We start from the raw sequence: 23,595 nt of genomic DNA, 5'->3' as shown, positions 1-23,595 counted from the left end.
GGTGCGGCCCGGGAAGCGGAGGGTGCGGCTGATGTGGGAAGCCCTGGGTACCGTGCGCGATCTCGGCCGGTTGCAGGAGATCGCTGCCGTCCTGATCCGCTACGGCTTTGGCGACGTCGTCCGCCGCATCGGCATGGCCGACGTGCTGCAGCGCGCCGGCCGCCTGCTGCACTGGAACGACCCCGGACAGATCCTGAAAATGTCGGCGCCGGTGCGGGTGCGGCGCGCGATGGAAGACCTCGGCCCGACCTTCGTCAAGCTGGGGCAGGTACTGGCCACGCGCGTGGACCTGTTTCCGCCGGAATGGATCGCCGAGTTCAGCGAGCTGCAGAACGCGGTGCCGGCGTTGCCGTACGAACAGGTGCGCGGGCAGCTCGAGGCCGACCTGGGCGAGCCCCCGGAACAGGCTTTCGCCCGGCTGGAAGAGCGGCCGATGGCGGCCGCTTCGCTGGCGCAGGCGCACCGGGCCTGGCTGCACGACGGCACGCCGGTGGTGCTGAAGGTCCGCCGCCCGGGTATCCGCGACGTGGTCGAGGCCGACCTGCGCCTGCTGGCGCGCCTGGCCGAGATCATCGAGGCGCGCCTGCCGGACCTGCGCCGCTACCGGCCCTCGGAAGTGGTGCAGCAGTTCACCCAGTCGCTGCGCCGCGAACTGGATTTCGCCGCCGAGTGCCGCAACGCCGAGCGCATCGCCGGCAACTTCGCCGGTCATGCGGAGGTGCTGATCCCGCGCGTGCACTGGCAATGGACCTGCGAGAGCCTCAACGTGCAGGACTTCGTCGACGGCATCCCTGGGCGCGACCTGGACGCCGTCGATGCGGCCGGCCTGGACCGCGTGGCGCTGGCGCATACCGGCGCGGCGATCATCCTGAAGATGGTGCTCGACGACGGCTGTTTCCACGCCGACCCGCACCCGGGCAACATCTTCTACATGCGCGACGGCCGCATCGGCATCATCGATTTCGGCATGGTCGGGCGGCTGTCCGAGCAGCGCCGGTTCCAGGTCGCGCGGCTGCTGCACGGGCTGGTGTCGCAGGATCCGGAAGCGGTGACCGACGTGCTGCTGGAATGGGCTGGCGGCGTGGAGGTGGACGAATCGCGCCTGCAGCACGACCTGGGCAGTTTCGTGGACCAGTACCGCGGCGTGCCGCTCAAGGACCTGCGCGTGGGCCTGATGCTGGGCGACGTGACCGCGCTGCTGCGGCAGTACGGCCTGACCCTGCCGGCCGACCTGGCGCTGATGATCAAGACCTTCCTGACCCTGGAGGGCATGGGGCGGCAGCTGGACCCGGATTTCGACATGGCCGGCGCGGCGCGTCCGTTCCTGGAACGGATCATGCGCCGCCGGTATGCGCCGCGGGCCGTGCTGCGGCGCGGCCGCCGCAGTCTGCTCGGTGCGCTCGATCTGGCCGGAGACCTGCCGCGCGACCTGCGCCGGCTGCTGCAGGCGGCCCGCCGCGGGCGCATGCAGCTGATGGTGGATACCCCCGCGCTGAAAGGCTTCGGCGACCAGGTCAACCGCGCCGCCAACCGGCTCACCGTCGGCATCGTCACCGCCGCCCTGATCATCGGCTCGTCCATCGTCATGAACAGCATCGGCAGCGGCACCAACCGCTGGCTGCTGGCGCTGGGCGTGGCCGGCTTCCTCGGCGCGGGCCTGTGCGGGGTATGGATCCTGTTCTCGATCTGGCGCAGCGGGAAGCGGTCATGAGCCGCTCAGCATTCGCTTCCGGCCGGATCTCTGTCGACGCGATACTCGAGCAGTTCCCCCGGCTGGCACTCTAGTTCCCGGCAGATCGCCTCCAATGTAGCGAAGCGGATACCTTTGACATGGCCCTGCTTGAGCAGGGAAAGATTGGTCTCGCTGATGCCCACGCGCTCCGCCAGTTCCTTTGATTTCACCTTGCGGCGGGCCAGCATAACGTCGAGATTGACGATGATCGGCATCAGACGATGCTCTGCGCGTCGTCGGCTGCCTCGGTCGCCAACTGCATCAGGTGCGCCACGCTGTACAGGCAGAGACAGGCGATGAGGAACAGGTAGCAACCAGCGACACTGATGGAGATGTCGTGTTGTGGCACGTGATTGCCTTCGGCGGCGATGGCGGCCAGCACGATACTGCCGGCATTGAACAGGGCGAACCCCAGCACCGAATGCGCCAGCCACCGGAAGGCATCAGCTACCGGCCGGCTCAGGGCCTCATTCGCGTAAAGGCAGCGACCCAGCCGGCGCAGAGCGATCAGCGGGGTCAGATAGGCCAGCGTCCACAGCATTCCGGCCGTGCTCAACAGCCATTTGCCGGTCGTGTTCATGACGACCGCCTGCTTCCATTCGATTCCGGCAATGGTCCATACCGAGGCTTGGGGGGCCCAGTCCGGCAGCCACGACATCATTGTCAACATGAACCCCATGGCTGCGACGCAGGTGATGCCCAACGTGCCAAGCGTGACCAGAGTCCGGCCATGGACACGCACTTGGTTTTTCGGGAAGAAGGTCATTTCATTCCTTTTTGATTAATTTATGTAAAACATAAATTAATCAATCCAAAGGTGTCAATCGCTTGATTCCTCACGTCCGTTAGTAGTATTACTACTAACCATGAACCTGACCGATACCCAGCAGGCCATCCTCGACCTGATCGCCGAGCGCATCGACAGCGAGGGCGTGCCGCCCTCGCAGACCGAGATCGCCCGTGCCTTCGGCTTCAAGGGGGTGCGCTCGGCGCAATACCACCTCGATGCCCTGGAGGCTGCCGGTGCCATCGAACGCATGCCGGGCAGGGCGCGGGGCATCCGCCTGGTGCGGCCGGCCGGCGGTGACGAACCCGTCATGCCGGCAGGTGCCATGGCCGAGGAACAGGTGCTGCGCCTGCCGGTGCTGGGGCGGGTCGCCGCCGGCCTGCCGATCGGCGCGGACATCGGCTCGGACGACTTCGTGGTGCTGGACAAGGTGTTCTTCTCGCCCGCGCCGGACTACCTGTTGAAGGTGCAGGGCGATTCGATGATCGACGAGGGCATCTTCGATGGCGACCTGATCGGCGTGCACCGGACCCGCGATGCGCGTTCCGGTCAGATCGTGGTGGCGCGCATCGACGACGAGATCACCGTCAAGCTGCTCAAGGTCGGCAAGGACCGCATTCGCCTGCTGCCGCGCAACCCGGACTACGCGCCCATCGAGGTCCTGCCGGACCAGGATTTCGCCATCGAAGGGCTGTACTGCGGCCTGCTGAGGCCCAACCGGTGACGGTGTTTTTCCCATCGCAGGCGCGATGGTTTTCCTACGGAAGAAGGGCGGCGGCGTCGCTGCCGGTATCCTTCCCGGCCCGATAATCTGGCCGCGTCGCAACCAGTCTCAGCCTATGCGATACGGCCCCGCTACAGTGAACCCCATGACGAAATCCAAATCCCCCGCGAGGAACGACCTGATGGACGAGAACAAGAAGCGTGCTCTTGCCGCAGCCTTGGGCCAGATCGAGAAGCAGTTCGGCAAGGGCTCGGTGATGCGCATGGGCGACCGCGTGGTCGAGCCCGTCGAGGCCATCCCGACCGGCTCGCTGATGCTGGACATCGCCCTGGGCATCGGCGGCCTGCCCAAGGGGCGCGTCGTTGAGATCTATGGCCCGGAATCCTCGGGCAAGACCACCCTGACCCTGCAGGCCATCGCCGAATGCCAGAAGATGGGCGGCACTGCGGCCTTCATCGATGCCGAGCATGCCTTGGACCCGATCTACGCCGCCAAGCTGGGCGTGAATGTGGACGATCTGCTGCTGTCGCAGCCTGATACCGGCGAACAGGCGCTGGAGATCGCCGACATGCTGGTGCGTTCGGGCTCGGTCGACATCCTGGTGATCGACTCGGTCGCCGCGCTGACCCCGAAGGCCGAAATCGAAGGCGAGATGGGCGACCAGCTGCCGGGCCTGCAGGCCCGCCTGATGAGCCAGGCGCTGCGCAAGCTGACCGGCAACATCAAGCGCTCCAACACGCTGGTGATCTTCATCAACCAGTTGCGCATGAAGATCGGCGTGATGATGCCGGGCCAGAGCCCGGAAACCACCACCGGCGGCAACGCGCTGAAGTTCTACGCCTCGGTGCGCCTGGACATCCGCCGCATCGGCGCGATCAAGAAGGGCGACGAGATCATCGGCAACCAGACCAAGATCAAGGTCGTCAAGAACAAGCTGGCGCCTCCGTTCAAGCAGGTGATCACCGAGATCCTCTATGGCGAGGGCATCAGCCGCGAGGGCGAACTGATCGACATGGGCGTGGATGCCAAGCTCGTGGAGAAGGCGGGCGCCTGGTACAGCTACGGCGACGAGCGCATCGGCCAGGGCAAGGACAACGCCCGCGGCTACCTGCGCGACAACCCGCAGGTAGCGGCCAGGCTCGAGGCCGAACTGCGCGAGAAGTTCCAGCCGGCCGACGCCGCCCGCGAAGCGGGTGACGGCGAAGACGAGGAATGATTTTCCCGCGGGAACGGGCGGCGCATCGTCAGTGACGCCGTCCCGTTTCCGCGGTTTTCACCGGTATCGGGCTGGCCCTGCGCCGGCGCAGGGTGATGGCAGGCGATGAACGACAGCGAAGACCGGCCTGGCCGCCGCAGCCGGCGGCCGCGTGAACAGACGCCGCTGCAGCGTGCCCTGGGGCTGCTGGTAAGGCGCGAGCATTCGCGCAAGGAACTGGGACGCAAGCTCAAGGCCCGGGGCGTGGATGCGGACGAAGTCGACGCCGCGGTAGCGAAGCTGGCCGAAGAGGGCTGGCAGGACGACACCCGTTTCGCCGAGGCCCTGGTGCGCAACCGGTCCGGGGGAGGCTATGGCCCCCTGCATATCCGTGCCGAACTCGGCACCCATGGCCTGGACAGCGAGCGGATCGAGGCCGCGATGGCCACATTCGAGGGCGACTGGGCGGAACTGGCCCGGGAACTGGTCTGCCGGCGTTTCGGTCCGGAGGGGCCGCAGGATCTGGCGCAGCGGCGCAAGGCCGCGGACATGCTGGCCCGGCGCGGCTTCGACGGGGGCTGCATCCGCAGCGCTACCCGCTACGATCCTGAGGACTGAATGGACCGGGCCTGATACCCTTTCAGGGTTTCGGCCGTTCCGGATCCACGAACCGCGTGGGGAGCCGGCTGCCGCCAGCCCGCCTATCGCCAGTCCTCATGAATACACCCGCAAAGTTCACTACCTCACAGATCCGTGCCGACTTCCTCGAATTCTTCAAGGGGAAGGGCCACACCATCGTGCCGTCCGCGCCGCTGGTGCCGGGCAACGATCCGACCCTGCTGTTCACCAACTCCGGCATGGTGCAGTTCAAGGACGTGTTCCTGGGCGCGGAGAAGCGCAGCTACGTGCGCGCGGCCGACGTCCAGCGCTGCCTGCGCGCCGGCGGCAAGCACAACGACCTCGATTCGGTCGGCTACACCGCCCGCCATCACACCTTCTTCGAGATGCTGGGCAACTGGTCCTTCGGCGATTACTTCAAGAAGGACGCCATCGCCTGGGCCTGGGAGCTGCTGACCCAGGTCTGGAAGCTGCCGGCCGAGCGCCTGCTGATCACCGTCTACCACAACGACGACGAGGCCTACGCGCTGTGGCGCGACATGATCGGCGTGCCGGAAGAGCGCATCGTCCGCATCGGCGACAACAAGGGCGCGCCGTACGCCTCCGACAATTTCTGGCAGATGGCCGATACCGGCCCGTGCGGTCCGTGCACCGAGATTTTCTTCGACCACGGCGAGCATATCGCCGGCGGTCCCCCGGGTTCTCCGGATGAAGATGGCGACCGCTTCATCGAAATCTGGAACCTGGTTTTCATGCAGTTCGACCGCCAGCCCGACGGTACGCTGGTGCCGCTGCCGGCGCCGTGCGTGGATACCGGCATGGGCCTGGAGCGCCTGGCGGCGATCCTGCAGCACGTGCACACCAACTATGAAATCGACCTGTTCCAGGCGCTGATCCGCAAGGCTTCCGGGCTGACCGGCACCGCCGACCTGGAGAACAAGTCGCTGCGCGTGATCGCCGACCACATCCGCGCCTGCTCCTTCCTCATCGTCGATGGCGTGCTGCCGTCCAATGAAGGCCGCGGCTACGTGCTGCGCCGGATCATCCGCCGTGCCCTGCGCCACGGCTGGATGCTGGGCGTGCGCCAGCCGTTCTTCCACAAGCTGGTGCCGACCCTGGTCGAGCTGATGGGCGAGGCCTATCCGGAACTGCCGGCCGCGGCCGCGACGGTGCAGAAGGCGCTGCTGGCCGAGGAAGAGCGCTTCGCCGAGACGCTGGATGCCGGCATGAAGATCTTCGACGACGTCGCGGCCAAGGTCGGCGATGGCGTCATTCCCGGCGCCGATGCTTTCCGTCTGTACGACACCTACGGCTTCCCGGTCGACCTGACCGCCGACATCGCCCGCGAGCGCGGCATGACGGTGGACATGGCCGGCTTCGACTCCGCCATGGAGCACCAGCGCGAAATGGCGCGCGCCGCCGGCAAGTTCGGTGGCGGCGTGCAGCTGCCGGCGGAACTTGTCGCCACGCTGTCGCCGACCGTCTTCCTGGGCTACGACCAGCTCCAGGCCGACGGCCTGAAGGTGGTCGCGCTGCTCAAGGACGGACGCCCGGTGGATGCCGTGCAGGCCGGCGACGAGGTGATCCTGTTCACCGACAGGACCCCGTTCTATGCCGAGTCGGGCGGCCAGGTCGGCGATACCGGCACGCTGTCCGGAAACGGCGCGCAGGTGGCGGTGTCCGATACGCAGAAGTTCGCCGGGCAGTTCCACGGTCATGTCGGCACCTTGAGCCAGGGCGCGATCAAGCTCGGCGACGTGCTGTCCGGCACGATCGACAACGCCCGCCGCAGCGCCACCATCCTCAACCACTCCGCCACCCACCTGCTGCATGCCGCCCTGCGCGAGGTGCTCGGCACCCATGTGCAGCAGAAGGGCTCGCTGGTGGCGCCGGACCGCCTGCGCTTCGATTTCTCGCACTTCCAGCCGATCGGCGCGGATGAACTGGCGATCATCGAGCGCAAGGTCAACGAGCAGGTGCGCGCCAACAACGCCGCCGAAGTGCACCACATGGGCATGCAGGAGGCGCTGGACTTCGGTGCGATGGCGTTGTTCGGCGAGAAGTACGGCGAGAACGTGCGCGTGCTGAAGATGGGCGACTACTCCACCGAACTGTGCGGCGGCACCCACGTATCGCGCACCGGCGATATCGGCCTGTTCAAGATCACCTCCGAAGGTGGCGTCTCCTCCGGCGTGCGCCGCATCGAGGCGGTGACCGGGCAGGGCGCGCTGGACCATGTGGATGCCGAGGAAGCCCGTCTGGCCGAGGCCGCAAGCCTGCTGGGCGGCGCGGCGACCGACGTGGTCGAGAAGATCCGCCAGCTCGGCGAGCGGCAGAAGAAGCTCGAGCGCGAGCTGGAAGCCCTCAAGGCCAAGCTGGCTTCGGGCGCGACCGCCGACCTCGGCGCGTCGGCAGTCGAGATCGGTGGCGTGAAGGTACTGGCTGCGCGCCTGGAAGGCTTCGACGCCAAGGCGCTGCGCGATGCCATGGACCGCCTGAAGCAGCAGCTGGGCGACGCGGTGATCCTGCTGGCCGGCACCCAGGATGGAAAGGCATCCCTGGTCGCTGGCGTGAACGGCTCGGCAATGGGCAGGGTCAAGGCCGGGGAACTGCTGTCCCATGTCGCCGGTCAGATCGGTGGCAAGGGCGGTGGTCGTCCCGATCTGGCGCAGGGTGGTGGTGAAGACGGTCCCAAACTGGTCGCCGCGCTCGAAGGCGTGCTGGAATGGATCAAGCCACACTTGGCATGAACGTAGACAACCGCGCGCCTTGAAGGCGCCGGCGCCCTGCCATTAACATTGGGGGTCTTTTCCCTTTGTCGTGGGGCGCAGGTACTTGGCGCGCCAATGCCGGTGGGAAGCCCCCACTGGTTCCATGGAGATTCGCACAATGTTGATCCTGACTCGCCGTGTAGGCGAAACCCTGATGATTGGTGACTCGGTCAGCGTGACCGTGCTCGGCGTCAAGGGCAACCAGGTACGTATCGGTATCACCGCGCCGAAGGACGTGGCGGTGCACCGTGAGGAGATTTTCCAGCGTATCCAGCGCGGCGACGAGCCGGCTGCACCGGGAAGTGAAGAAACTTCCGAATAAGGGTTTACCTTTCACCCCGTTAAACGGTATTCTTCGCGCCCTGCCACGGAACACGCGGCAGGGCGAAAGAAAACGGAGTGATGCCCGAGAGGCCGAAGGGGCTCCCCTGCTAAGGGAGTATAGGGTCAAAAGCTCTATCGAGGGTTCGAATCCCTCTCACTCCGCCAGTTGAAGAACGTCTGCAGACCGCCTCGGTTTGCGGACGTTTTTCATTTCAGGGACATGGATCCGCATCGCTGCCCCGGGACACGGATGACGCCTGACTGCGGGGTGTCCAGGGAGATGCGTGGAGGTGACGCCGCTGGCGGCATCGCGTACCATGACCGACGTCGAGCATCGTCCGGACTGCATCGCGGATCTGGACGATGAAGACTGAAGATTCTTGAAGAAATCGGGGGTGCACTGGTTTCGACGGGGGTTGTGAAGTCGCTTGGTGCATGCCGAGGGGGTAGCTTTCCTCGTAAATCCAGCTGCAAAACTCATAGTTGCCAACGACGACAACTACGCTCTGGCCGCTTAAGGCCTAAGCCCCGAAACAGCTTGTGTCCGTGCTCGCTGCGTAGGGTCATCATCACGGAATCGCATGGGGTGGCTGCCCGTCAGCTCCAAGCTAGATAAAGCGGGCTGGTTCCGGGATGCGCTTTGCGCGCCGTGCTGTTCCGGGACGAGATGCAACGGCGAGCTAAGCATGTAGTACCGGGGATGGAGTGCCTTCGGACGGCGGTTCAATTCCGCCCACCTCCACCATCTATAAAGCCCAGCCTTCGCCGGCTGGGCTTTTCTTTTGCCTGAAGGCAAGGCTGCAGTGGTCGTGCCGCATGCTGGAGCGCGTGGCGGAACGGCTTAACGGCACTGCGACCATTCTGCGACATGCGGCTGTCGACCATGGCTGCCATGTTCCCGTGATGGCATGGCCAGATGAATTCTCCTTGTCCGTATCGCCTGAGTGGATTGGCTGCGACCGTTGGCGCTGATTTCCGCCGGCGGGCGATGCCCTCTTCGTGGGTCGGCCTGGGATTGGTGCTGGCGGCGGGCGCTGCGCTCATGGCCGCACAGCCGGGCGTGCAGGCGGTGGCTGTCCTGGCGCTTGCGCTGCTCTGCCGCCGGGCGTTCCGGCGGCCCTCGCTGGCGCCCCTCGGGAATCCCGGGTTTGCGGTGCTGCTGCTGTTGCTGGCGACATCGGCCTTGGGCATCGCGACGGGCATGTGGGGTGCCTGGGGCGCGGCAGGGCTGGCGGTCGTCATCGCCGTGGTGCATGTGGGCAGCTATGCGGCGCGCGTTGTCGGCCTTTCCATGCGCCTCCAGGCGGTTGTCGATTCCCTGGAGGATGTCGAGCTGCTGGCGTTGTTGCCACCGGATGCGGCAGCGGAGGCGAGGCGCTGGATGGCGGGTGCTGGCGGCGATGCAGGGCGGCTCGCGGTGGCGGTGCCGCTCGCCGCGCTGCATGTCGCACTGGGCAGGTGCGATGCCCGCGTGCGCGACAGGCGGGCGTTGCTGCTGGGCTGAAGACGGGGTGGTGGGTGGACCCGCCGCTTCACTCAGGCGTTGCGGTTGTGGGCGCGCATTGCGCGCTGCTTCTCGCGGGCCCAGTCGCGTTCCTTGGCGGTGTCGCGCTTGTCGTGGTTCTGCTTGCCCTTGGCCAGCGCGATCTCGAGCTTGATCTTGTTCTTGCTCCAGTACATCGCGGTGGGTACCAGGGTGTAGCCGTCACGCTCGACGCGGCCGATCAGCTTGTCGATCTCGCGCCGGTGCAGCAGCAGTTTGCGCTGGCGGCGGTCCTCGGGAACGGTGTGGGTGGAGGCCTGGATCAGCGGGGTGATCTGGGCGCCGATCAGGAAGATCTCGCCGTCTTTCACATAGGCGTAGGCATCGGTCATGTTGCCGCGCCCGGCCCGGATGGCCTTGATCTCCCAGCCCTGTAGCACCAGTCCGGCCTCGAAGCGTTCCTCCAGGTGGTATTCATGGCGCGCGCGCTTGTTGAGCGCGATGGTTTTGTCGGCCTGCGCGTTCTTTGCTTTATCCTTACCGGGTTTCTTGCTCATTCCCTTATTGTCTCCGATTCGGAGGCGTTCCGAACATCCGTCCGTATTCCGCATGCCTACCATCCGCCGTAGCGCTCTGGTCGAACAGCCCGCCGAGCGCATGTTCGATCTGGTCAACGATGTCGCCGCCTATCCGCGTCGTTTCCGCTGGTGCGAGGCGGCGCAGATCCTGGAGCAGGGGCCGGAACGGCTGGTGGCCCGCCTGGACCTGGGGTTGGGTTCGTTCCGGACCTGGTTCATGACCGAGAACGTGCTGCAGCGTCCGGGCAGCATCGACATGCAGTTGAAGGATGGCCCGTTCAAGCGCCTGCATGGCCGCTGGCAGTTCCAGCCGCTGTCCGATGCTGCCTGCAAGGTGAGCCTCGAGCTCGAGTTCGAGCCGACCTCGCGCCTGCTTGGGCCGGCGCTTGCGCTGGGTTTCCAGGGGCTGGCCGATCGCATGGTCAATGATTTCGTGCGCGTGGCCGAGCAGGGGGGCTGAGCCATGCGCGTGGAAGTGGTGCTGGCCTGGCCGGAGCGCTACCTGCGTCGCGAACTGATCCTGCCGGAAGGTTGCACGGTAGCCGACGCGCTGGAGGCGGCGGCGCTGGGCACCGATGGCGGCTTCGTGGCCACGGCCGTGCATGGCGTGCTCGCGCGGCCGCAGCAGGCGCTGCATGAAGGGGATCGCATCGAACTGCTCAGGCCGTTGTTGGCCGACCCAAAAGAAAATCGCCGCCGGCGGGCGCGCGGCGGCGATTGATCTGGTGCGTGGCGCCCGGGTTCAGTGGCCGCCGCGCTTCTTCTTGTCCTTGGCCAGGTTGCGGCCGAACTGGCGCACGCTCTTCTGGGCCAGTTCCGCATCCTGGTTGGGGAAGTAGTCGCCTTCCCAGCGGGCGACGCGGTCGTTCTCGAAGAACACGGTGAAATTCTTCACCTCGGTCTTGCCCAGGCGGTTCACGCGCTGGCTGGAGGTGTAGTCCCAGCGCTGGGCATGGAACGGATCGGGAATGGACGGCGTCCCCAGCAGCGCGTTGACCTGCTGCTTGCTCTGGCCGGCCTGCAGCTGCGCGACGGACTTTTCTTGCAGCAGGTTGCCCTGGTAGATGGGCTGCTTGTAGATGATGCCGCAGCCGGCGGTGGACAGGGCGACAACGGCGATCAGCAGGAGGTTGCGCATTGGGACAGGCGATTGAGGAAATCCCGGCGATGATACACTCCCCGGCACCCAGCGCGATCTGACCGGAGGCAACTGGCGTTAAACCGCCAATGAACACGATGGCCATGGAATCCAACGACCTGCGCAAAGTCGGCCTGAAAGTGACGCATCCGCGGATGCGCATCCTGGCGCTGCTTGAGCAGAACACCCCGCACCACCACCTGACCGCCGAGGACATCTACCGGCAGCTGCTCGATTGCGGCGACGAGATCGGCCTGGCGACGGTCTACCGCGTCCTGACCCAGTTCGAGGCGGCCGGCCTGGTGCTCAAGCACAACTTCGAAGGTGGGCAGGCGGTCTATGAACTTGACCGCGGCGGCCACCACGACCACATGGTGGACGTGGATACCGGCAAGATCATCGAGTTCGAGAGCCGCGAGATCGAGGAACTGCAGAAGAAGATCGCGGCCGAGCATGGCTACGAACTGGAAGAGCATTCGCTGGTGCTGTACGTGCGCAAGAAGCGGCGCTGAGGCGCCCGCACCGTGGAAGACGACACCGGCCCCGTGCCGGTGTTTTTGTCTGCGGGCGGTGTGCTGGTGGCCGGCAGATTGCCGGGGTAGTCGCCCCGGTGCCGGCCGGTGCCACATCGAGGCGCAGGAGGTGGGTGACTTCGCCGGCCCCCGGCAGTGGGTGGGCAGTGCCGGGGCTCAGACCTCGGCCAGCAGTTTGCGCGCGGCGGCGCGGGCTTCCTTGCTCACTTCGGCGCCGCCGAGCATGCGCGCCAGTTCTTCCTCGCGGCCCCTGGCATCGAGCAGTTCCACCGCGCTCTGGGTCATGCCTTCCACCGGTGCCTTGCTGACCCGGTAATGGGCATGGCCCTTGGAGGCGACCTGTGGCAGGTGGGTCACGCACAGCACCTGGCGGCGCTCGCCCAGGGCGCGGAGCTTCTTGCCGACAATGTCGGCCACGGCGCCGCCGATGCCCGAATCCACTTCGTCGAACACCATGGTCGGCACGGCATCCAGGCCCAGCGCCGCTACTTCGATGGCCAGCGAGATGCGCGACAGTTCGCCGCCGGAGGCGACCTTGCGCAGCGCCCGCGGCGGTTGCCCGGCATTGGCGGCAACCAGGAATTCGACCCGCTCGGCGCCGTTCGGGTCCGGGCGTGGCTGCGGCTGGGGTTCCAGTTCGATCAGGAACTGGCCGCCGCCCATGCCCAGCTCGCCGATCAGGGTGGTGGTGGTGTCCGACAGGGCCTTGGCCGCGCTGGCGCGGCTGGCGGTGAGCCGGGCGGCCTGCGCCTGCCAGCGCGCGGTGGCCGTGTCGATCTCGCCGGCCAGCCGCGACAGGCGCTCGTCGGCGCCGCGTAGTTGTTCCAGTTCCGCGGCGAGGCGTTCGCGGGCGTCGGCCAGCTCTTCCATCGGCACGCGGTGCTTGCGCGCCAGGTCGTGCAGGCGGCCGAGCCGGCGCTCGATCTCCTCGAACGCTTCCGGGTCGCTGTCCAGGTCGTCCAGCACCCGGTCCAGCTGGGCCAGGGCCTCGTGCAGCTGGATGCCGGCGGCGTCGAGCATGCCGTCGATCTCGCCCAGCCGCGCATCGTGCTGGCTGACCCGCGACAGTTCGTGCCGCACCTGTTGCAGCAGGCCGAGCAGGGCGGGGGCCTCATCGCCGTTGAGCGCGTTGCCGGCGTACTGGCAGGCCTCGATCAGCGCGGTGGAGTGCGCCTGGCGGCGATGGCTGGCGGCCAGCGCCACGAGCGCAGCCGGTTCCAGTTCCTCGCGCTGCAGCTCGCCGAGCTGGTGTTCGAGGAAGGTGATGCGGTCGGAGACGTCGCCCTGCTGCGACAGCGCATCGCGCTCGTCGATCAGCGCCTGCCACTGGCCGCTGGCGGCACGCACCGCGGCGCGTTCGGCGTCGTTGCGGGCATAGGCATCGAGCAGGGCCAGCTGGCTGGGGCGCGACAGCAGCGCCTGCTGGTCGTGCTGGCCATGGATCTCGACCAGGAAGGCGGCCAGCTCGGCCAGCTGCGAGACCGGCACCGGGCGGCCATTGATGAAGGCGCGCGAGCCGCCATCGGCGCGGATTACCCGGCGCAGCTGGCACTGATCCTCGTCGTCGAGCTCGTTGTCGCGCAGCCAGTGGCGGGCGGGGGCCTCGTCGGCGAGGTCGAATTCGGCCGAAAGTTCGGCCCGGGCGGCGCCGTGGCGGACCACGCCGCTGTCGGCGCGCAGCCCGGACAGGAAGCCCAGCGCGTCGACCATCAGCGACTTGCCCGCGCCGGTTTCGCCGGAAACCACGGTCATGCCCTGCCCGAACTCCAGTTCGGTGGCGCGGACGACGGCGAAATCCTTGATCGAAAGATGTCTGAGCATGGTCGGCAGAGGTTGGGGCCGCGCAAAACTAGCATGCGCATGCGGCAGGTCAATCCGGGAATGGCGCCCGGTGCCACAGATTAATGCGCGCCGGTCGCAGGGGATGAGCCTGAACCTTGAAACCCCGGGGGCAGCCCACATACGGGGAGCAGGCAGGCGGCAGAACGACCGCCAGGGAACCGGAAATGAACCAAGACCACCCCGAATTCGAGACCGAGGGCACCGCTGGCGACGCGGCCGAGGCGCAGGGCGCGCAGGTCCAGGCGCTGCGCGCCGAGATCGAGCAGCTCAAGGGCGAGTCGCTGCGCGAGCGCGCCGACCTGGAGAACCAGCGCAAGCGCGTGGCGCGCGACATCGAGCAGGCGCGCAAGTTCGCCAACGAGAAGCTGCTGGGCGAACTGCTGCCGGTGTTCGACAGCCTGGATGCGGGGCTGGTCGCGGCCGGCGCCGACCCCAGCCCGCTGCGCGAGGGGCTGGAGCTGACCTACAAGCAGCTGCTCAAGGTCGCCGCCGACAACGGCCTGACCCTGCTCGACCCGGTCGGGCAGGCGTTCAATCCGGAACACCACCAGGCCATCAGCCAGGTCGACGCCCCCGCCGGCGTGGCCCCGGGCGCGGTGGTGACCGTGTTCCAGAAGGGCTACCTGCTCAACGAGCGCCTGCTGCGGCCGGCGCTGGTGGTGGTGGCCCGGGTCGATTGACCCCCGGCCGGCTGGCCGCCGCCTTAACGCGCGCGGCCATCGGCAAACAGCGTTCCGGGGGTGGCTTGAATGTCATCCGGCCATCCCCCACATCCCGTTCATACCCGGCGGCTGCCGGCACACGAATCCTCAGGAGTCCCCCATGGGCAAGATCATTGGTATCGACCTCGGCACCACCAACTCGTGCGTGGCGATCATGGACGGCGGCAAGGCCCGCGTCATCGAGAACTCGGAAGGCGACCGCACCACGCCCTCCATCGTCGCCTATACGAAGGACGGCGAAGTACTGGTGGGCGCCTCGGCCAAGCGCCAGGCCGTCACCAATCCGAAGAACACCTTCTACGCGGTGAAGCGCCTGATCGGCCGCAAGTTCACCGACGCCGAAGTGCAGAAGGACATCGCCCACGTCCCGTACGGCATCCTCGCCCACGACAATGGCGATGCCTGGGTGGCCACCAGCGACGGCCGCAAGATGGCGCCGCAGGAAATCTCGGCCAAGGTGCTGGAGAAGATGAAGAAGACCGCCGAGGACTTCCTCGGCGAGAAGGTCACCGAGGCGGTCATCACCGTGCCGGCCTACTTCAACGACAGCCAGCGCCAGGCGACCAAGGACGCCGGCCGCATCGCCGGCCTGGACGTCAAGCGCATCATCAACGAGCCGACCGCCGCGGCGCTGGCCTACGGCCTGGACAAGGGCGACAACAAGGACCGCAAGATCGTCGTCTACGACCTGGGCGGCGGCACCTTCGACGTGTCGATCATCGAGATCGCCAACGTCGACGGCGAGAAGCAGTTCGAAGTGCTGGCCACCAACGGCGACACCTTCCTCGGCGGCGAAGACTTCGACAACCGCGTCATCGAGTACCTGGTGGACGAGTTCAACAAGGACCAGGGCATCGACCTGCGCAAGGACCCGCTGGCCCTGCAGCGCCTGAAGGACGCGGCCGAGCGCGCCAAGATCGAGCTGTCCAGCGCGCAGCAGACCGAAGTCAACCTGCCGTACGTCACCGCCGATGCATCGGGTCCGAAGCACCTGAACATCAAGCTGACCCGCGCCAAGCTGGAAGCGCTGGTGGAAGAGCTGATCAAGAAGTCGATCGAGCCGTGCCGCACCGCGCTGAACGATGCCGGCCTGCGTTCGAGCGACATCAACGAGGTGATCCTGGTCGGCGGCCAGACCCGCATGCCGAAGGTGCAGCAGGCGGTCAGCGAGTTCTTCGGCAAGGAGCCGCGCAAGGACGTCAACCCGGACGAGGCCGTGGCGCTGGGCGCCGCGATCCAGGGCGGCGTGCTGGGCGGCGACGTCAAGGACGTGCTGCTGCTGGACGTGACCCCGCTGTCGCTGGGCATCGAGACCCTGGGCGGCGTGTTCACCAAGATCATCGAGAAGAACACCACCATCCCGACCAAGGCCTCGCAGACCTTCTCCACCGCCGAGGACAACCAGTCGGCCGTGACCGTGCACGTGCTGCAGGGCGAGCGCGAACAGGCCCGCTACAACAAGTCGCTGGCCAAGTTCGACCTGACCGGCATCGAGCCGGCGCCGCGCGGCCTGCCGCAGGTGGAAGTGTCCTTCGACATCGACGCCAACGGCATCCTGCACGTCTCGGCCAAGGACAAGAAGACCAACAAGGAACAGAAGGTCGAGATCAAGGCCGGTTCGGGCCTGTCCGAGGACGAGATCGCGCGCATGGTGGCCGACGCCGAGACGCACCGCGAGGAAGACAAGAAGTTCCAGGAACTGGTGCAGGCCCGCAACCAGGCCGATGGCCTGATCCACGCCACCCGCAGCGCCATCACCGAGCATGGCAGCAAGGTCGGCGGCGATGTCATCGGCAAGGTGGAAGCGGCCCTGGCCGACCTGGAAACCGCGATGAAGGGTGACGACAAGGCGCAGATCGAAGCGAAGTCGAAGGCGCTGGAAGAAGCCGGTCAGTCGCTGTATGCCGCCGCTTCGGCCGGCGAGCAGGGCGGCCCGGCCCCGGGCGCGGGTGCGGCCGGTCCGGCTGGCGACGATGTGGTCGACGCCGAGTTCACCGAGGTCAAGGACGACAAGAAGTCCTGATGTCCATTGCCCTCTCCCCTCGGGGAGGGGCCGGGGCGAGGGTTCGGGGCCGCGGTGCGGTCCCGGACCCTTGTCGCATCAACGAACCCGCACCCCAGCCCTCCCCCGGAGGGGGAGGGAGAGGTAAAGCATGAGCAAGCGCGATTACTACGAAGTACTGGGCGTCTCCCGCGACGCCGGCGACGAGGAACTGAAGAAGGCCTATCGCCGCTGCGCGATGAAGCATCATCCGGACCGCAATCCGGGCGACGCCGCGGCCGAGGCCGCCTTCAAGGAATGCAAGGAGGCCTACGAGGTCCTGTCCGACGGCAACAAGCGGCGCATGTACGACGCCCACGGCCACGCCGCGTTCGAGCACGGCATGGGCGGGATGGGCGGCGGTCCGGGCGGCCCGGACATGGGCGACATCTTCGGCGACATCTTCGGCAACATCTTCGGTGGCGGAGGCGGCGCACGCCAGGCGCGGCGCGGCGCCGACATCGGTTACGTGATGGAGCTGGACCTGGAGGAAGCCGTTGCCGGCGTGGAGCGCCGCATCGAGATTCCGACCCTGGTCGAGTGCGGCGACTGCGACGGCAGCGGCTCGGAAGACGGCAAGGTCGAGACCTGCAACGTCTGCGGCGGCCGCGGCCAGGTGCGCATGCAGCGCGGCATCTTCGCCATGCAGCAGGCCTGCCACAACTGCGGCGGTCGCGGCCAGATCGTTGCCAAGCCATGCAAGACCTGCCATGGCAACGGCCGCGTCGAGGAAGACAAGGTGCTGTCGGTGAAGGTGCCGGCCGGTGTCGATACCGGCGACCGCATCCGCCTGCAGGGCGAGGGCGAGGCCGGTCCGGCCGGTACGCCGCCGGGCGATCTGTATGTGGAAGTGCGCGTGCGCGAGCATGCCATCTTCACCCGCGACGGCGACGACCTGCACTGCGAGGTGCCGGTGCGGATTTCGCAGGCGGCCCTCGGCGATGCCGTGCGCGTGGCCACGCTGGGCGGCGAGGCGGAGATCCGCATTCCCGCCGAGACCCAGACCGGCAAGCTGTTCCGCCTGCGCGGCAAGGGCGTCAAGTCGGTGCGCAGCCGCACCGAGGGCGACCTGTACTGCCGCATCGTGGTGGAGACGCCGGTCAACCTCACCGCCGAACAGCGCAAGCTGCTGGAACAGTTCGAGGCGACCTTCGTCGGCGAGGAAGCGCGCAAGCATTCGCCCAAATCGGCCACCTTCCTGGATGGCGTCAAGGGTTTCTGGGACAGGATGACCTCGCCCTGAGTTCCTGCCTGTCCGTAAGGGCGGCTTCAGCCGCGATGGCTCTCCCGATAGAGCCTTTTCGTGACTGAAGCCGCTTCTGCCAGAGTGTCGAAGGCCGCAGCTTGCTGCGGCCTCTTCGTTTCCGGCGTTTGGTTGCGTGCGCATCCATGCCGTCGGCCGTGGTGGCCGCAGGCGTAGAATGCGGCGATGAACGACGTCGACCACAGCCATCTCGTGCACGGTCGCCGGCAACGCCCGGATGGGCCCTCGCCGGTGGACGTGATTTCCGTACAGTCGCAGCTGGTCTATGGCCATGCCGGCAACAGCGCGGCGGTGCCACCGCTGCGCGCGCTGGGCCTGCGCGTGGCGGAGATTCCCACCACCCTGCTCAGCAATGCGCCGTTCTACGCGACGCTGCGCGGCCGCGTGCTGCCGGCCGACTGGTTCGCCGAACTGCTGCAGGGCGCCAGCGAACGCGGCCTGCCGCAGCGCGCCGGCGCGCTGGTTTCCGGTTATTTCGGCAGCGTCGCCAACGGCGCCGCCTTCGCCGACTGGCTGGACGAAACACGGCCTTCCTGCCCGGGGCTGCGCTACTGCCTGGACCCGGTGATCGGCGACACCCATACCGGGCCCTATGTCGAACCCGGGCTGGAAAAAATATTCGCCGAACGCCTGCTGCCGCACGCATGGCTGGTCACGCCCAACGCCTTCGAGCTGGGGCGTTTGACCGGCATGCCGGCGCTGCAGCAGGACGATGCCATCGCTGCCTCGCGCGTTCTGCTGGAGCGCGGCCCGCAGTGGGTGATCGCGCATTCGGTGTCCGGCGTGCCGGGCGAACTGGTCACACTGGCGATCGGCCGCGACGAAATCTGGCGCTGGACCTCGCCGCACCTGCCGGTGGACGTGGCCGGCACCGGCGACGTGCTGATGTCGTTGCTGGTGGCGTTCCTGCTCAAGGGCCATCGCTTCGAGGATGCGGTTGGGCGCGCCATCGCCGGCGTGCATGCCGCATTGGAAGCGACGCTGGCGCAGGGGGTGGAGGAGTTCGACGTGTTGGCCGCCGCACCGGCCGCGCTGGGCACGCCGTACCGCTTCCGCGCCGAGCGGCTGGCGTGAGCGCGGCGCTGGCGCCGATGGCGCCGGTCATCGGCATCGTCGGCAGCGGCGGTGCCTATGGTCGCTGGCTGCGCGGCTTCTTCCAGTCGCGCATGGGCCTGGAAGTGATCGGCCACGATCCGGTCGATGCCGCCTCGCAGTCGCCGGAGCAGCTGTTGGAACGTGCCGACGTGCTGCTGTTTTCCGCACCGATCCGGTATACGCCGGCATTGATCGACGATTACGCGAGGCGTTCGGCCGGGCGCGAGCGCGACAGGCTGTGGCTGGACGTGACCTCGATCAAGAGCGCGCCGGTGGCGGCGATGCTGCGTTCGCAGGCCAGCGTGGCCGGCCTGCATCCGATGACCGCGCCGCCCAAGGCGCCCACGCTCAAGGGCCGGGTGATGGTGGTGTGCGAGGCGCGCGTGGAGGCGCGCTGGCAGCCCTGGCTGGAACGGCTGTACGCCGCGCTGGAAGCCGAATGCGTGCCGGCCACGCCCGAGCACCACGACCGGGTGATGGCACTGGTGCAGGCGATGGTGCATGCCACCCATCTGGCGCAGGCCGGGGTGATGCGTGGTTATGCGCCGCTGCTCGGCGAGCTGCAGGCGCTGATGCCGTACCGCTCGACCGCGTTCGAACTGGATGCGGCGGTGATCTCGCGCATCCTGTCGCTGAACCCGGCGATCTACGAGGACATCCAGTTCGGCAACCCGCATGCGGGCGAGGTGCTGGATCGCCTGCTGGAGCAGCTGCAGCGGCTGCGCGCACAGCTGGCCGATGGCAGCGACGCGGCGCGGGCGGCGTTCCGCAGGCAGTTCCTCGACGACAACCGCGACGCGGTGGACGAACGGACGCTGCGCGAGGGCAACTACAGTTTCGAGCGGCTGGGCTACCTGCTGGCGGACCTGACCGACACGCGCGCGATGAGCGTGCACCTGCCCGAGGACCGGGCCGGTTCGCTGCGCGAACTGCTGCATGTGTTCGAACGGCATGGCATCAGTCTGTCCTCGATCCATTCCTCGCGCACGCCGGGCGGCGAGGTGCATTTCCGCATGGGCTTCGTGCAGCGCTATGCGCCGGAAGTGCTGGAGGCGGCCGCGCGCGAGATCGACCGCAGCGGCATCGGCAGGGTGCTCGACCGCTGAGTGCGCTTCATCCACAGCGGGTGTGGGTGACCTGCGCACAAGCCTGTGGATGAATGCCGGCAGCCCTTGCGGTGCAAGGCTGTCAAGATGGCTGGCGAATTCTTCGCCAGTCTTTTTCTCCAGCGGGGTGGCCGGCCGGGCATCGCCATCGCGCGTGCATCGCCGCAATGCCGACAACCGTTGTTCATCGATGTGCGCATTCATCCACAGCGGTTGTGGATGACCTGCGCACAAGCCTGTGGATGAACGCCGGCAGCCCTTGCGGTGCAAGGCTGTCAAGATGGCTGGTGAATTCTTCGCCAGTCGTGATCCGCACGCGGATGCATGGCCGCAGGAGCGGCGTCAGCCGCGATGGAGCATTCTTCCTGACGTCCCCGTTCGCGACTGACGTCGCTCCTGCGGAAGACGCGCTGTTTCAGATGCGCAGCCGCAACTGGCCGTCGAGCGTGGTGAATTCGCGCGCGTTGCGCTGCAGGTGGCGGCCATCGTCCAGTTCGTAGCGCGGCACGGTGTCGCCGGCACCCTTGTTTCCCTGTTCGGGAATGAACTCGATGATGATGTGGCTCTCGCCGTTGCTGTCGGTGGCGGGGAACTGGCGGAACGACATGGCGACCTCCTGCGTGGCATCCAACCCGGTTCGGCCGGGCCAGCCTGCATCGCCGCGCGTTAGCCCCGCGTCGAGAGCCTGTTCCTCACCGCACGCGGATCGTCCCGCACGCCAGGCGCCGCATGGATCGCCGGTCCGTCTCAGTCGATGAACTGCAGCCGCGCCAGTTCAGCGTACAGGCCGCCTTCGCGCAGCAGCTGCTCGTGGGTGCCCTGGGCGACGATGCGGCCGTGGTCCATGACCACGATGCGATCGGCCTTGAGCACGGTCGCCAGCCGGTGCGCGATCACCAGCGTGGTGCGGCCGGCCATCAGCCGTTCCAGCGCATGCTGCACAGCGCGTTCGCTCTGCGCGTCCAGCGCGCTGGTGGCTTCGTCCAGCAGCAGGATCGGCGCGTCCTTGAGCAGGGCGCGGGCGATGGCGATGCGCTGCTGCTGGCCGCCGGACAGGCGTGCGCCGCGCTCGCCCAGTTCGCTGGCATAGCCTTCGGGCAGGGCGCGGATGAAGTCGTCGGCCTCGGCGGCGCGTGCGGCGGCATGCAGTTCCTCGTCGCTGGCCTGCAGGCGGCCATAGCGGATGTTCTCGGCGGCGCTGGACGCGAACAGGGCCGGCTGCTGCGGCACCAGCGCGATCTGTTCGCGCAGCGCGGTGGGCTCGGCCTGGCGCAGGTCGACGCCATCGATGCTGATCGCGCCCGCGTCGGGATCGTGGAAACGCAGCAGCAGCGACAGCACCGTGCTCTTGCCGGCACCGGAGGGACCGACCAGGGCCACGGTCTCGCCTGGCTGCACGTGCAGGGTGAAGCCTTCCAGCGCGGGCTGTCCCGGGCGTTGAGGGTAGTGGAAGACCACGTCGTCGAAACGGATGTCGCCGCGCAGCGGCGCGGGCAGGGCGAGCGGCGCGGCCGGCGCGCGCACGCCGGGGCGCTCCTGCAGCAGTTCGGCGATGCGGCCCATGCCGCCGGCGGCGCGCTGCAGCTCGTTCCATACCTCGGCGAGTGCGCCGACCGAGCCGCCGCCGATCAGGGCGTAGAACACGAACTGGCCCAGCTCGCCCTTGCTGATGCGCCCGGCGATCACGTCGTGCGCGCCGGACCACAGCACCAGCACCACAGCGCCGAACACCAGGGTGATGACGATGGCGGTGACCAGCGACTGGGTGCGGATGCGGCCGCGCGCGGTCGCCACCGCCACGCGCACCGCGTCGGCGAAGCGGCCGGTTTCGTAGCCTTCGCGCGCGTGGGCCTGCACGGTGCGGACCGCGCCCAGGGTTTCGCTGGCAAGGTTGTTGGCGTCGGCGACGCGGTCCTGGCTGGCGCGCGAGGCTTTTTCCAGCCGGCGCGCGCCGAGGATGATCGGCAGCACCGCCAGCGGAATGCCGACGAGGGTGAAGGCGGCCAGGCGCGGGCTGGTGACGAACAGCATCGCCAGGCTGCCGACCACGGTGACGGTGCTGCGCAGCGCCACCGACATGCTGCTGCCGACCACGCTGCGCAGCAGTTCGCTGTCGGCCGACAGGCGCGAGACCAGCTCGCCGCTGCGGTTGCGGTCATGGAACTGCGCATCCAGTCCGATCAGGTGCGCGTACAGCTGCCGGCGCAGGTCGGCCACGACCTTTTCGCCAAGCAGCGAGACGAAGAAGAAACGCGCCGCGCTCGCGGCGGCCAGTACCACCACCACCGCGAATACCAGCAGGAATACCTGGTCGATGTTGCTGCCGTTGCTGAAGCCGTCGTCGATCATGCGCCGGAACGCGACCGGGAAGCTCAGCGTGGCCGCCGAGGCCACCGCCAGCGCCACCAGCCAGGCGATGAACAACCCCATGTGGCTGCGCACGAACGGCCACAGCGCACGCAGCGTGCCCAGCCGTGCCTTGGCGGAAGAGGGGGAAGCAGGGGCGGTATCGGTCATGGGCGGGGCATCGGAAGGAGGGAGGGCCGGCACCGGCCTCAGCCGCCGGCATCGAGCCAGCGCACCCTGTCACGGGTGGCGTCGCGCAGCTGGGTTTTCAAGCCGTCCGCGCGGTCGGCGGGCAATTCGATGGACAGCTGCGCGCCGTGCTCGTCGAACGCCTCGCCAAGTTTGTCCGCCGCATGCGCGGCCAGTTGCGAGTACACGGTGCCGAGTTCGTCGAATGGGCAGGCCAGCCGCAGCTGGCGCATCGCCACCAGCGGCAGGCGTGGCGCCAGGCGCAGGCATTCGGCAGCGGTGCCGCCGTATGCGCGCACCAGGCCGCCGGCGCCGAGCTTGATGCCGCCGTACCAGCGGGTCACGACCACGGCGATGCGGTCGTAGCCCTGACCGTCGATCGCGGCCAGGATCGGGCGACCGGCGGTGCCGGCGGGCTCGCCGTCGTCGCTGGAACGGTATTCGCTACCGTAGCGGTAGGCCCAGCAGTTGTGGGTGGCGTCGGCCACCGAGACCCCGGCGATGAAGGACAGCGCATCGGCCGCGCTGCCGATCGGCATGGCCTGGGCGAGGAAGCGGCTGTGCTTGATCTCCAGCACGTGGCTGGCGGGCGCGGCGAGGGTATCGGGCATCGCGCACATTCTAGGCGGCTGGCCGCTGGTTTGCCGGCACCCGAACGGTGCTTGCCGGTGCTGCCGCGCTTTTCGGCGGCAGGCCTCAGTCGGCGAGCAGCGGCTGCAGATCGCGCGGAATGCGGGTTTCCGGATAGGCCAGCACGAAACGCTCCAGGCTGGCGCGTGCACTATCGAGATCGCCGTTGTCGCGGCGCGAGCGGATGCGCTCCAGCCACTTCCGGCGCGGGAGCCTGGCATCTTCGTCGATGCTGGTCGGCGCCATGACCGTGCTCTTGGCCTGTTCGTGCAGGCCGGATGCGGATGCACGTACCGGCGCATCGGCAAAGGGCTGCGGCGCGCTGGAACGCAGGCGCATTGCCGCCGGTTCCGCCTGCTGCGCGGTCACGGGCGCTGCGTCGGCGGCCATGGGGGCCGGTTCCAATGTGTAGGTGGCAGGCGCCGGTGGGGCGGGGGGGCGGGGGGGGGGGGCCGCCCCCCCCCCGGGGCTGGGGGG

At 67.7% G+C, this 23,595-nt stretch carries 24 protein-coding genes, 1 tRNA gene and 1 other RNA gene; 17 read left to right on the top strand and 9 right to left on the bottom strand.

The features are described from left to right. Positions 1–31 precede the first annotated feature (31 nt). On the top strand, positions 32–1,711 hold the full coding sequence (gene ubiB / locus QMX80_RS05170; RefSeq protein WP_282275663.1) for a 2-polyprenylphenol 6-hydroxylase: 1,680 nt from the start codon (positions 32–34) through the stop codon (positions 1,709–1,711). Positions 1,712–1,716: 5 nt separating this feature from the next. On the opposite strand, the gene QMX80_RS05165 is transcribed toward ubiB, so the two are convergent. Together QMX80_RS05165 and QMX80_RS05160 are read right to left on the bottom strand one after the other, a co-directional pair. After that, the gene (locus QMX80_RS05165) at positions 1,717–1,947 is read right to left on the bottom strand and encodes a helix-turn-helix transcriptional regulator (RefSeq protein WP_282275661.1); all 231 of its coding nucleotides are present in this window, start codon (positions 1,945–1,947) and stop codon (positions 1,717–1,719) included. Then, positions 1,947–2,498, bottom strand: a complete 552-nt coding sequence (locus QMX80_RS05160; RefSeq protein WP_282275660.1) for a hypothetical protein — start codon at positions 2,496–2,498, stop codon at positions 1,947–1,949. Before QMX80_RS05160 ends, QMX80_RS05165 begins: the two co-directional genes overlap by 1 nt. A 100-nt stretch (positions 2,499–2,598) precedes the next feature. Here QMX80_RS05160 and lexA point away from each other — a divergent pair, with 100 nt between their 5' ends. From lexA to QMX80_RS05120, 8 genes are all read left to right on the top strand, one after another. Next, entirely contained in the window at positions 2,599–3,243 is a 645-nt protein-coding gene (gene lexA, locus QMX80_RS05155; protein ID WP_282275659.1) for a transcriptional repressor LexA, read from the top strand. Between the two features lie 181 nt (positions 3,244–3,424). Beyond that, positions 3,425–4,459: a recombinase RecA gene (gene recA / locus QMX80_RS05150; protein WP_055764743.1), complete on the top strand. Its 1,035-nt coding sequence runs from the start codon at positions 3,425–3,427 to the stop codon at positions 4,457–4,459. A gap of 105 nt (positions 4,460–4,564) precedes the next feature. Next, positions 4,565–5,056 carry a recombination regulator RecX gene (gene recX, locus QMX80_RS05145; RefSeq protein WP_055764745.1) on the top strand — a complete coding sequence of 164 codons (492 nt, stop codon included), beginning with the start codon at positions 4,565–4,567 and terminating at the stop codon, positions 5,054–5,056. Positions 5,057–5,154: 98 nt separating this feature from the next. Further along, the gene (gene alaS / locus QMX80_RS05140; protein ID WP_282275656.1) at positions 5,155–7,806 is read left to right on the top strand and encodes an alanine--tRNA ligase; all 2,652 of its coding nucleotides are present in this window, start codon (positions 5,155–5,157) and stop codon (positions 7,804–7,806) included. 139 nt (positions 7,807–7,945) lie between these two features. Then, the gene (gene csrA, locus QMX80_RS05135) at positions 7,946–8,149 is read left to right on the top strand and encodes a carbon storage regulator CsrA (protein WP_055765406.1); all 204 of its coding nucleotides are present in this window, start codon (positions 7,946–7,948) and stop codon (positions 8,147–8,149) included. A gap of 74 nt (positions 8,150–8,223) precedes the next feature. Continuing rightward, positions 8,224–8,316: transfer RNA gene (locus tag QMX80_RS05130), tRNA-Ser, on the top strand. Positions 8,317–8,542: 226 nt separating this feature from the next. Then, positions 8,543–8,896, top strand: a transfer-messenger RNA (tmRNA) gene (gene ssrA / locus QMX80_RS05125). 171 nt (positions 8,897–9,067) lie between these two features. Then, the gene (locus QMX80_RS05120) at positions 9,068–9,655 is read left to right on the top strand and encodes a hypothetical protein (RefSeq protein WP_282275655.1); all 588 of its coding nucleotides are present in this window, start codon (positions 9,068–9,070) and stop codon (positions 9,653–9,655) included. Positions 9,656–9,687: 32 nt separating this feature from the next. Here QMX80_RS05120 and smpB read toward each other — a convergent pair whose 3' ends face one another. Next, positions 9,688–10,191 (bottom strand): SsrA-binding protein SmpB, encoded by a 504-nt coding sequence (gene smpB, locus QMX80_RS05115; protein ID WP_055764752.1) that lies wholly within the window; start codon positions 10,189–10,191, stop codon positions 9,688–9,690. A gap of 52 nt (positions 10,192–10,243) precedes the next feature. On the opposite strand from smpB, the gene QMX80_RS05110 reads away from it, so the two are divergent. Together QMX80_RS05110 and QMX80_RS05105 are read left to right on the top strand one after the other, a co-directional pair. After that, positions 10,244–10,672: a type II toxin-antitoxin system RatA family toxin gene (locus tag QMX80_RS05110; protein ID WP_055764753.1), complete on the top strand. Its 429-nt coding sequence runs from the start codon at positions 10,244–10,246 to the stop codon at positions 10,670–10,672. Between the two features lie 3 nt (positions 10,673–10,675). Beyond that, positions 10,676–10,933, top strand: a complete 258-nt coding sequence (locus QMX80_RS05105) for an RnfH family protein (protein ID WP_282275652.1) — start codon at positions 10,676–10,678, stop codon at positions 10,931–10,933. 21 nt (positions 10,934–10,954) lie between these two features. Here QMX80_RS05105 and bamE read toward each other — a convergent pair whose 3' ends face one another. After that, positions 10,955–11,350: an outer membrane protein assembly factor BamE gene (bamE, locus tag QMX80_RS05100; RefSeq protein ID WP_055764757.1), complete on the bottom strand. Its 396-nt coding sequence runs from the start codon at positions 11,348–11,350 to the stop codon at positions 10,955–10,957. Positions 11,351–11,454: 104 nt separating this feature from the next. On the opposite strand from bamE, the gene fur reads away from it, so the two are divergent. Then, positions 11,455–11,862, top strand: a complete 408-nt coding sequence (gene fur, locus QMX80_RS05095) for a ferric iron uptake transcriptional regulator (protein WP_055765410.1) — start codon at positions 11,455–11,457, stop codon at positions 11,860–11,862. Between the two features lie 177 nt (positions 11,863–12,039). Here the strand turns inward: fur and recN are convergent, their stop codons facing one another. Next, positions 12,040–13,704, bottom strand: coding sequence for a DNA repair protein RecN (recN, locus tag QMX80_RS05090; RefSeq protein WP_282275648.1), 1,665 nt, complete (start codon positions 13,702–13,704; stop codon positions 12,040–12,042). A gap of 185 nt (positions 13,705–13,889) precedes the next feature. Here recN and grpE point away from each other — a divergent pair, with 185 nt between their 5' ends. From grpE to QMX80_RS05065, 5 genes are all read left to right on the top strand, one after another. Then, positions 13,890–14,405 carry a nucleotide exchange factor GrpE gene (gene grpE / locus QMX80_RS05085; RefSeq protein WP_282275647.1) on the top strand — a complete coding sequence of 172 codons (516 nt, stop codon included), beginning with the start codon at positions 13,890–13,892 and terminating at the stop codon, positions 14,403–14,405. A 142-nt stretch (positions 14,406–14,547) separates the two neighbouring features. After that, positions 14,548–16,470 (top strand): molecular chaperone DnaK, encoded by a 1,923-nt coding sequence (dnaK, locus tag QMX80_RS05080; protein WP_273081967.1) that lies wholly within the window; start codon positions 14,548–14,550, stop codon positions 16,468–16,470. Between the two features lie 130 nt (positions 16,471–16,600). Then, positions 16,601–17,731, top strand: coding sequence for a molecular chaperone DnaJ (gene dnaJ, locus QMX80_RS05075; protein WP_055764766.1), 1,131 nt, complete (start codon positions 16,601–16,603; stop codon positions 17,729–17,731). A 186-nt stretch (positions 17,732–17,917) separates the two neighbouring features. Then, positions 17,918–18,826, top strand: coding sequence for a pyridoxal kinase (pdxY, locus tag QMX80_RS05070; RefSeq protein ID WP_273081964.1), 909 nt, complete (start codon positions 17,918–17,920; stop codon positions 18,824–18,826). A 17-nt stretch (positions 18,827–18,843) separates the two neighbouring features. Then, positions 18,844–19,953 carry a prephenate dehydrogenase gene (locus QMX80_RS05065; RefSeq protein ID WP_055765413.1) on the top strand — a complete coding sequence of 370 codons (1,110 nt, stop codon included), beginning with the start codon at positions 18,844–18,846 and terminating at the stop codon, positions 19,951–19,953. Positions 19,954–20,368: 415 nt separating this feature from the next. On the opposite strand, the gene QMX80_RS05060 is transcribed toward QMX80_RS05065, so the two are convergent. The 4 genes from QMX80_RS05060 to QMX80_RS05045 form a co-directional block, all read right to left on the bottom strand. Next, the gene (locus QMX80_RS05060; protein WP_282275645.1) at positions 20,369–20,560 is read right to left on the bottom strand and encodes a hypothetical protein; all 192 of its coding nucleotides are present in this window, start codon (positions 20,558–20,560) and stop codon (positions 20,369–20,371) included. Between the two features lie 140 nt (positions 20,561–20,700). Further along, a complete protein-coding gene (locus tag QMX80_RS05055; RefSeq protein WP_282275644.1) occupies positions 20,701–22,470 on the bottom strand; it encodes an ABC transporter transmembrane domain-containing protein in 1,770 nt (589 codons plus the stop codon). A gap of 38 nt (positions 22,471–22,508) precedes the next feature. Then, the gene (locus QMX80_RS05050; protein WP_282275643.1) at positions 22,509–23,099 is read right to left on the bottom strand and encodes a YigZ family protein; all 591 of its coding nucleotides are present in this window, start codon (positions 23,097–23,099) and stop codon (positions 22,509–22,511) included. 85 nt (positions 23,100–23,184) lie between these two features. Beyond that, complete coding sequence (locus QMX80_RS05045) at positions 23,185–23,508, bottom strand: hypothetical protein (RefSeq protein WP_282275641.1); 324 nt, start codon at positions 23,506–23,508, stop codon at positions 23,185–23,187. Positions 23,509–23,595: the final 87 nt, after the last annotated feature.

Origin of the sequence: Stenotrophomonas sp. PS02297, from assembly GCF_029959705.1 — a bacterium.
Classification (GTDB): Bacteria; Pseudomonadota; Gammaproteobacteria; order Xanthomonadales; family Xanthomonadaceae; genus Stenotrophomonas; species Stenotrophomonas nitritireducens.
This window is presented reverse-complemented; position numbering and strand designations above follow the sequence as displayed.

What these genes read in the sequence shown, in the direction of transcription:
- ubiB (WP_282275663.1), top strand. Translation starts at nt 32, where the DNA reads ATGTGGGAAGCCCTGGGTACCGTGCGCGATCTCGGCCGGTTGCAGGAG.
- QMX80_RS05165 (WP_282275661.1), bottom strand. Translation starts at nt 1,947, where the DNA reads ATGCCGATCATCGTCAATCTCGACGTTATGCTGGCCCGCCGCAAGGTG.
- QMX80_RS05160 (WP_282275660.1), bottom strand. Translation starts at nt 2,498, where the DNA reads ATGACCTTCTTCCCGAAAAACCAAGTGCGTGTCCATGGCCGGACTCTG.
- lexA (WP_282275659.1), top strand. Translation starts at nt 2,599, where the DNA reads ATGAACCTGACCGATACCCAGCAGGCCATCCTCGACCTGATCGCCGAG.
- recA (WP_055764743.1), top strand. Translation starts at nt 3,425, where the DNA reads ATGGACGAGAACAAGAAGCGTGCTCTTGCCGCAGCCTTGGGCCAGATC.
- recX (WP_055764745.1), top strand. Translation starts at nt 4,565, where the DNA reads ATGAACGACAGCGAAGACCGGCCTGGCCGCCGCAGCCGGCGGCCGCGT.
- alaS (WP_282275656.1), top strand. Translation starts at nt 5,155, where the DNA reads ATGAATACACCCGCAAAGTTCACTACCTCACAGATCCGTGCCGACTTC.
- csrA (WP_055765406.1), top strand. Translation starts at nt 7,946, where the DNA reads ATGTTGATCCTGACTCGCCGTGTAGGCGAAACCCTGATGATTGGTGAC.
- QMX80_RS05120 (WP_282275655.1), top strand. Translation starts at nt 9,068, where the DNA reads ATGAATTCTCCTTGTCCGTATCGCCTGAGTGGATTGGCTGCGACCGTT.
- smpB (WP_055764752.1), bottom strand. Translation starts at nt 10,191, where the DNA reads ATGAGCAAGAAACCCGGTAAGGATAAAGCAAAGAACGCGCAGGCCGAC.
- QMX80_RS05110 (WP_055764753.1), top strand. Translation starts at nt 10,244, where the DNA reads ATGCCTACCATCCGCCGTAGCGCTCTGGTCGAACAGCCCGCCGAGCGC.
- QMX80_RS05105 (WP_282275652.1), top strand. Translation starts at nt 10,676, where the DNA reads ATGCGCGTGGAAGTGGTGCTGGCCTGGCCGGAGCGCTACCTGCGTCGC.
- bamE (WP_055764757.1), bottom strand. Translation starts at nt 11,350, where the DNA reads ATGCGCAACCTCCTGCTGATCGCCGTTGTCGCCCTGTCCACCGCCGGC.
- fur (WP_055765410.1), top strand. Translation starts at nt 11,455, where the DNA reads ATGGAATCCAACGACCTGCGCAAAGTCGGCCTGAAAGTGACGCATCCG.
- recN (WP_282275648.1), bottom strand. Translation starts at nt 13,704, where the DNA reads ATGCTCAGACATCTTTCGATCAAGGATTTCGCCGTCGTCCGCGCCACC.
- grpE (WP_282275647.1), top strand. Translation starts at nt 13,890, where the DNA reads ATGAACCAAGACCACCCCGAATTCGAGACCGAGGGCACCGCTGGCGAC.
- dnaK (WP_273081967.1), top strand. Translation starts at nt 14,548, where the DNA reads ATGGGCAAGATCATTGGTATCGACCTCGGCACCACCAACTCGTGCGTG.
- dnaJ (WP_055764766.1), top strand. Translation starts at nt 16,601, where the DNA reads ATGAGCAAGCGCGATTACTACGAAGTACTGGGCGTCTCCCGCGACGCC.
- pdxY (WP_273081964.1), top strand. Translation starts at nt 17,918, where the DNA reads ATGAACGACGTCGACCACAGCCATCTCGTGCACGGTCGCCGGCAACGC.
- QMX80_RS05065 (WP_055765413.1), top strand. Translation starts at nt 18,844, where the DNA reads ATGGCGCCGGTCATCGGCATCGTCGGCAGCGGCGGTGCCTATGGTCGC.
- QMX80_RS05060 (WP_282275645.1), bottom strand. Translation starts at nt 20,560, where the DNA reads ATGTCGTTCCGCCAGTTCCCCGCCACCGACAGCAACGGCGAGAGCCAC.
- QMX80_RS05055 (WP_282275644.1), bottom strand. Translation starts at nt 22,470, where the DNA reads ATGACCGATACCGCCCCTGCTTCCCCCTCTTCCGCCAAGGCACGGCTG.
- QMX80_RS05050 (WP_282275643.1), bottom strand. Translation starts at nt 23,099, where the DNA reads ATGCCCGATACCCTCGCCGCGCCCGCCAGCCACGTGCTGGAGATCAAG.
- QMX80_RS05045 (WP_282275641.1), bottom strand. Translation starts at nt 23,508, where the DNA reads ATGGCCGCCGACGCAGCGCCCGTGACCGCGCAGCAGGCGGAACCGGCG.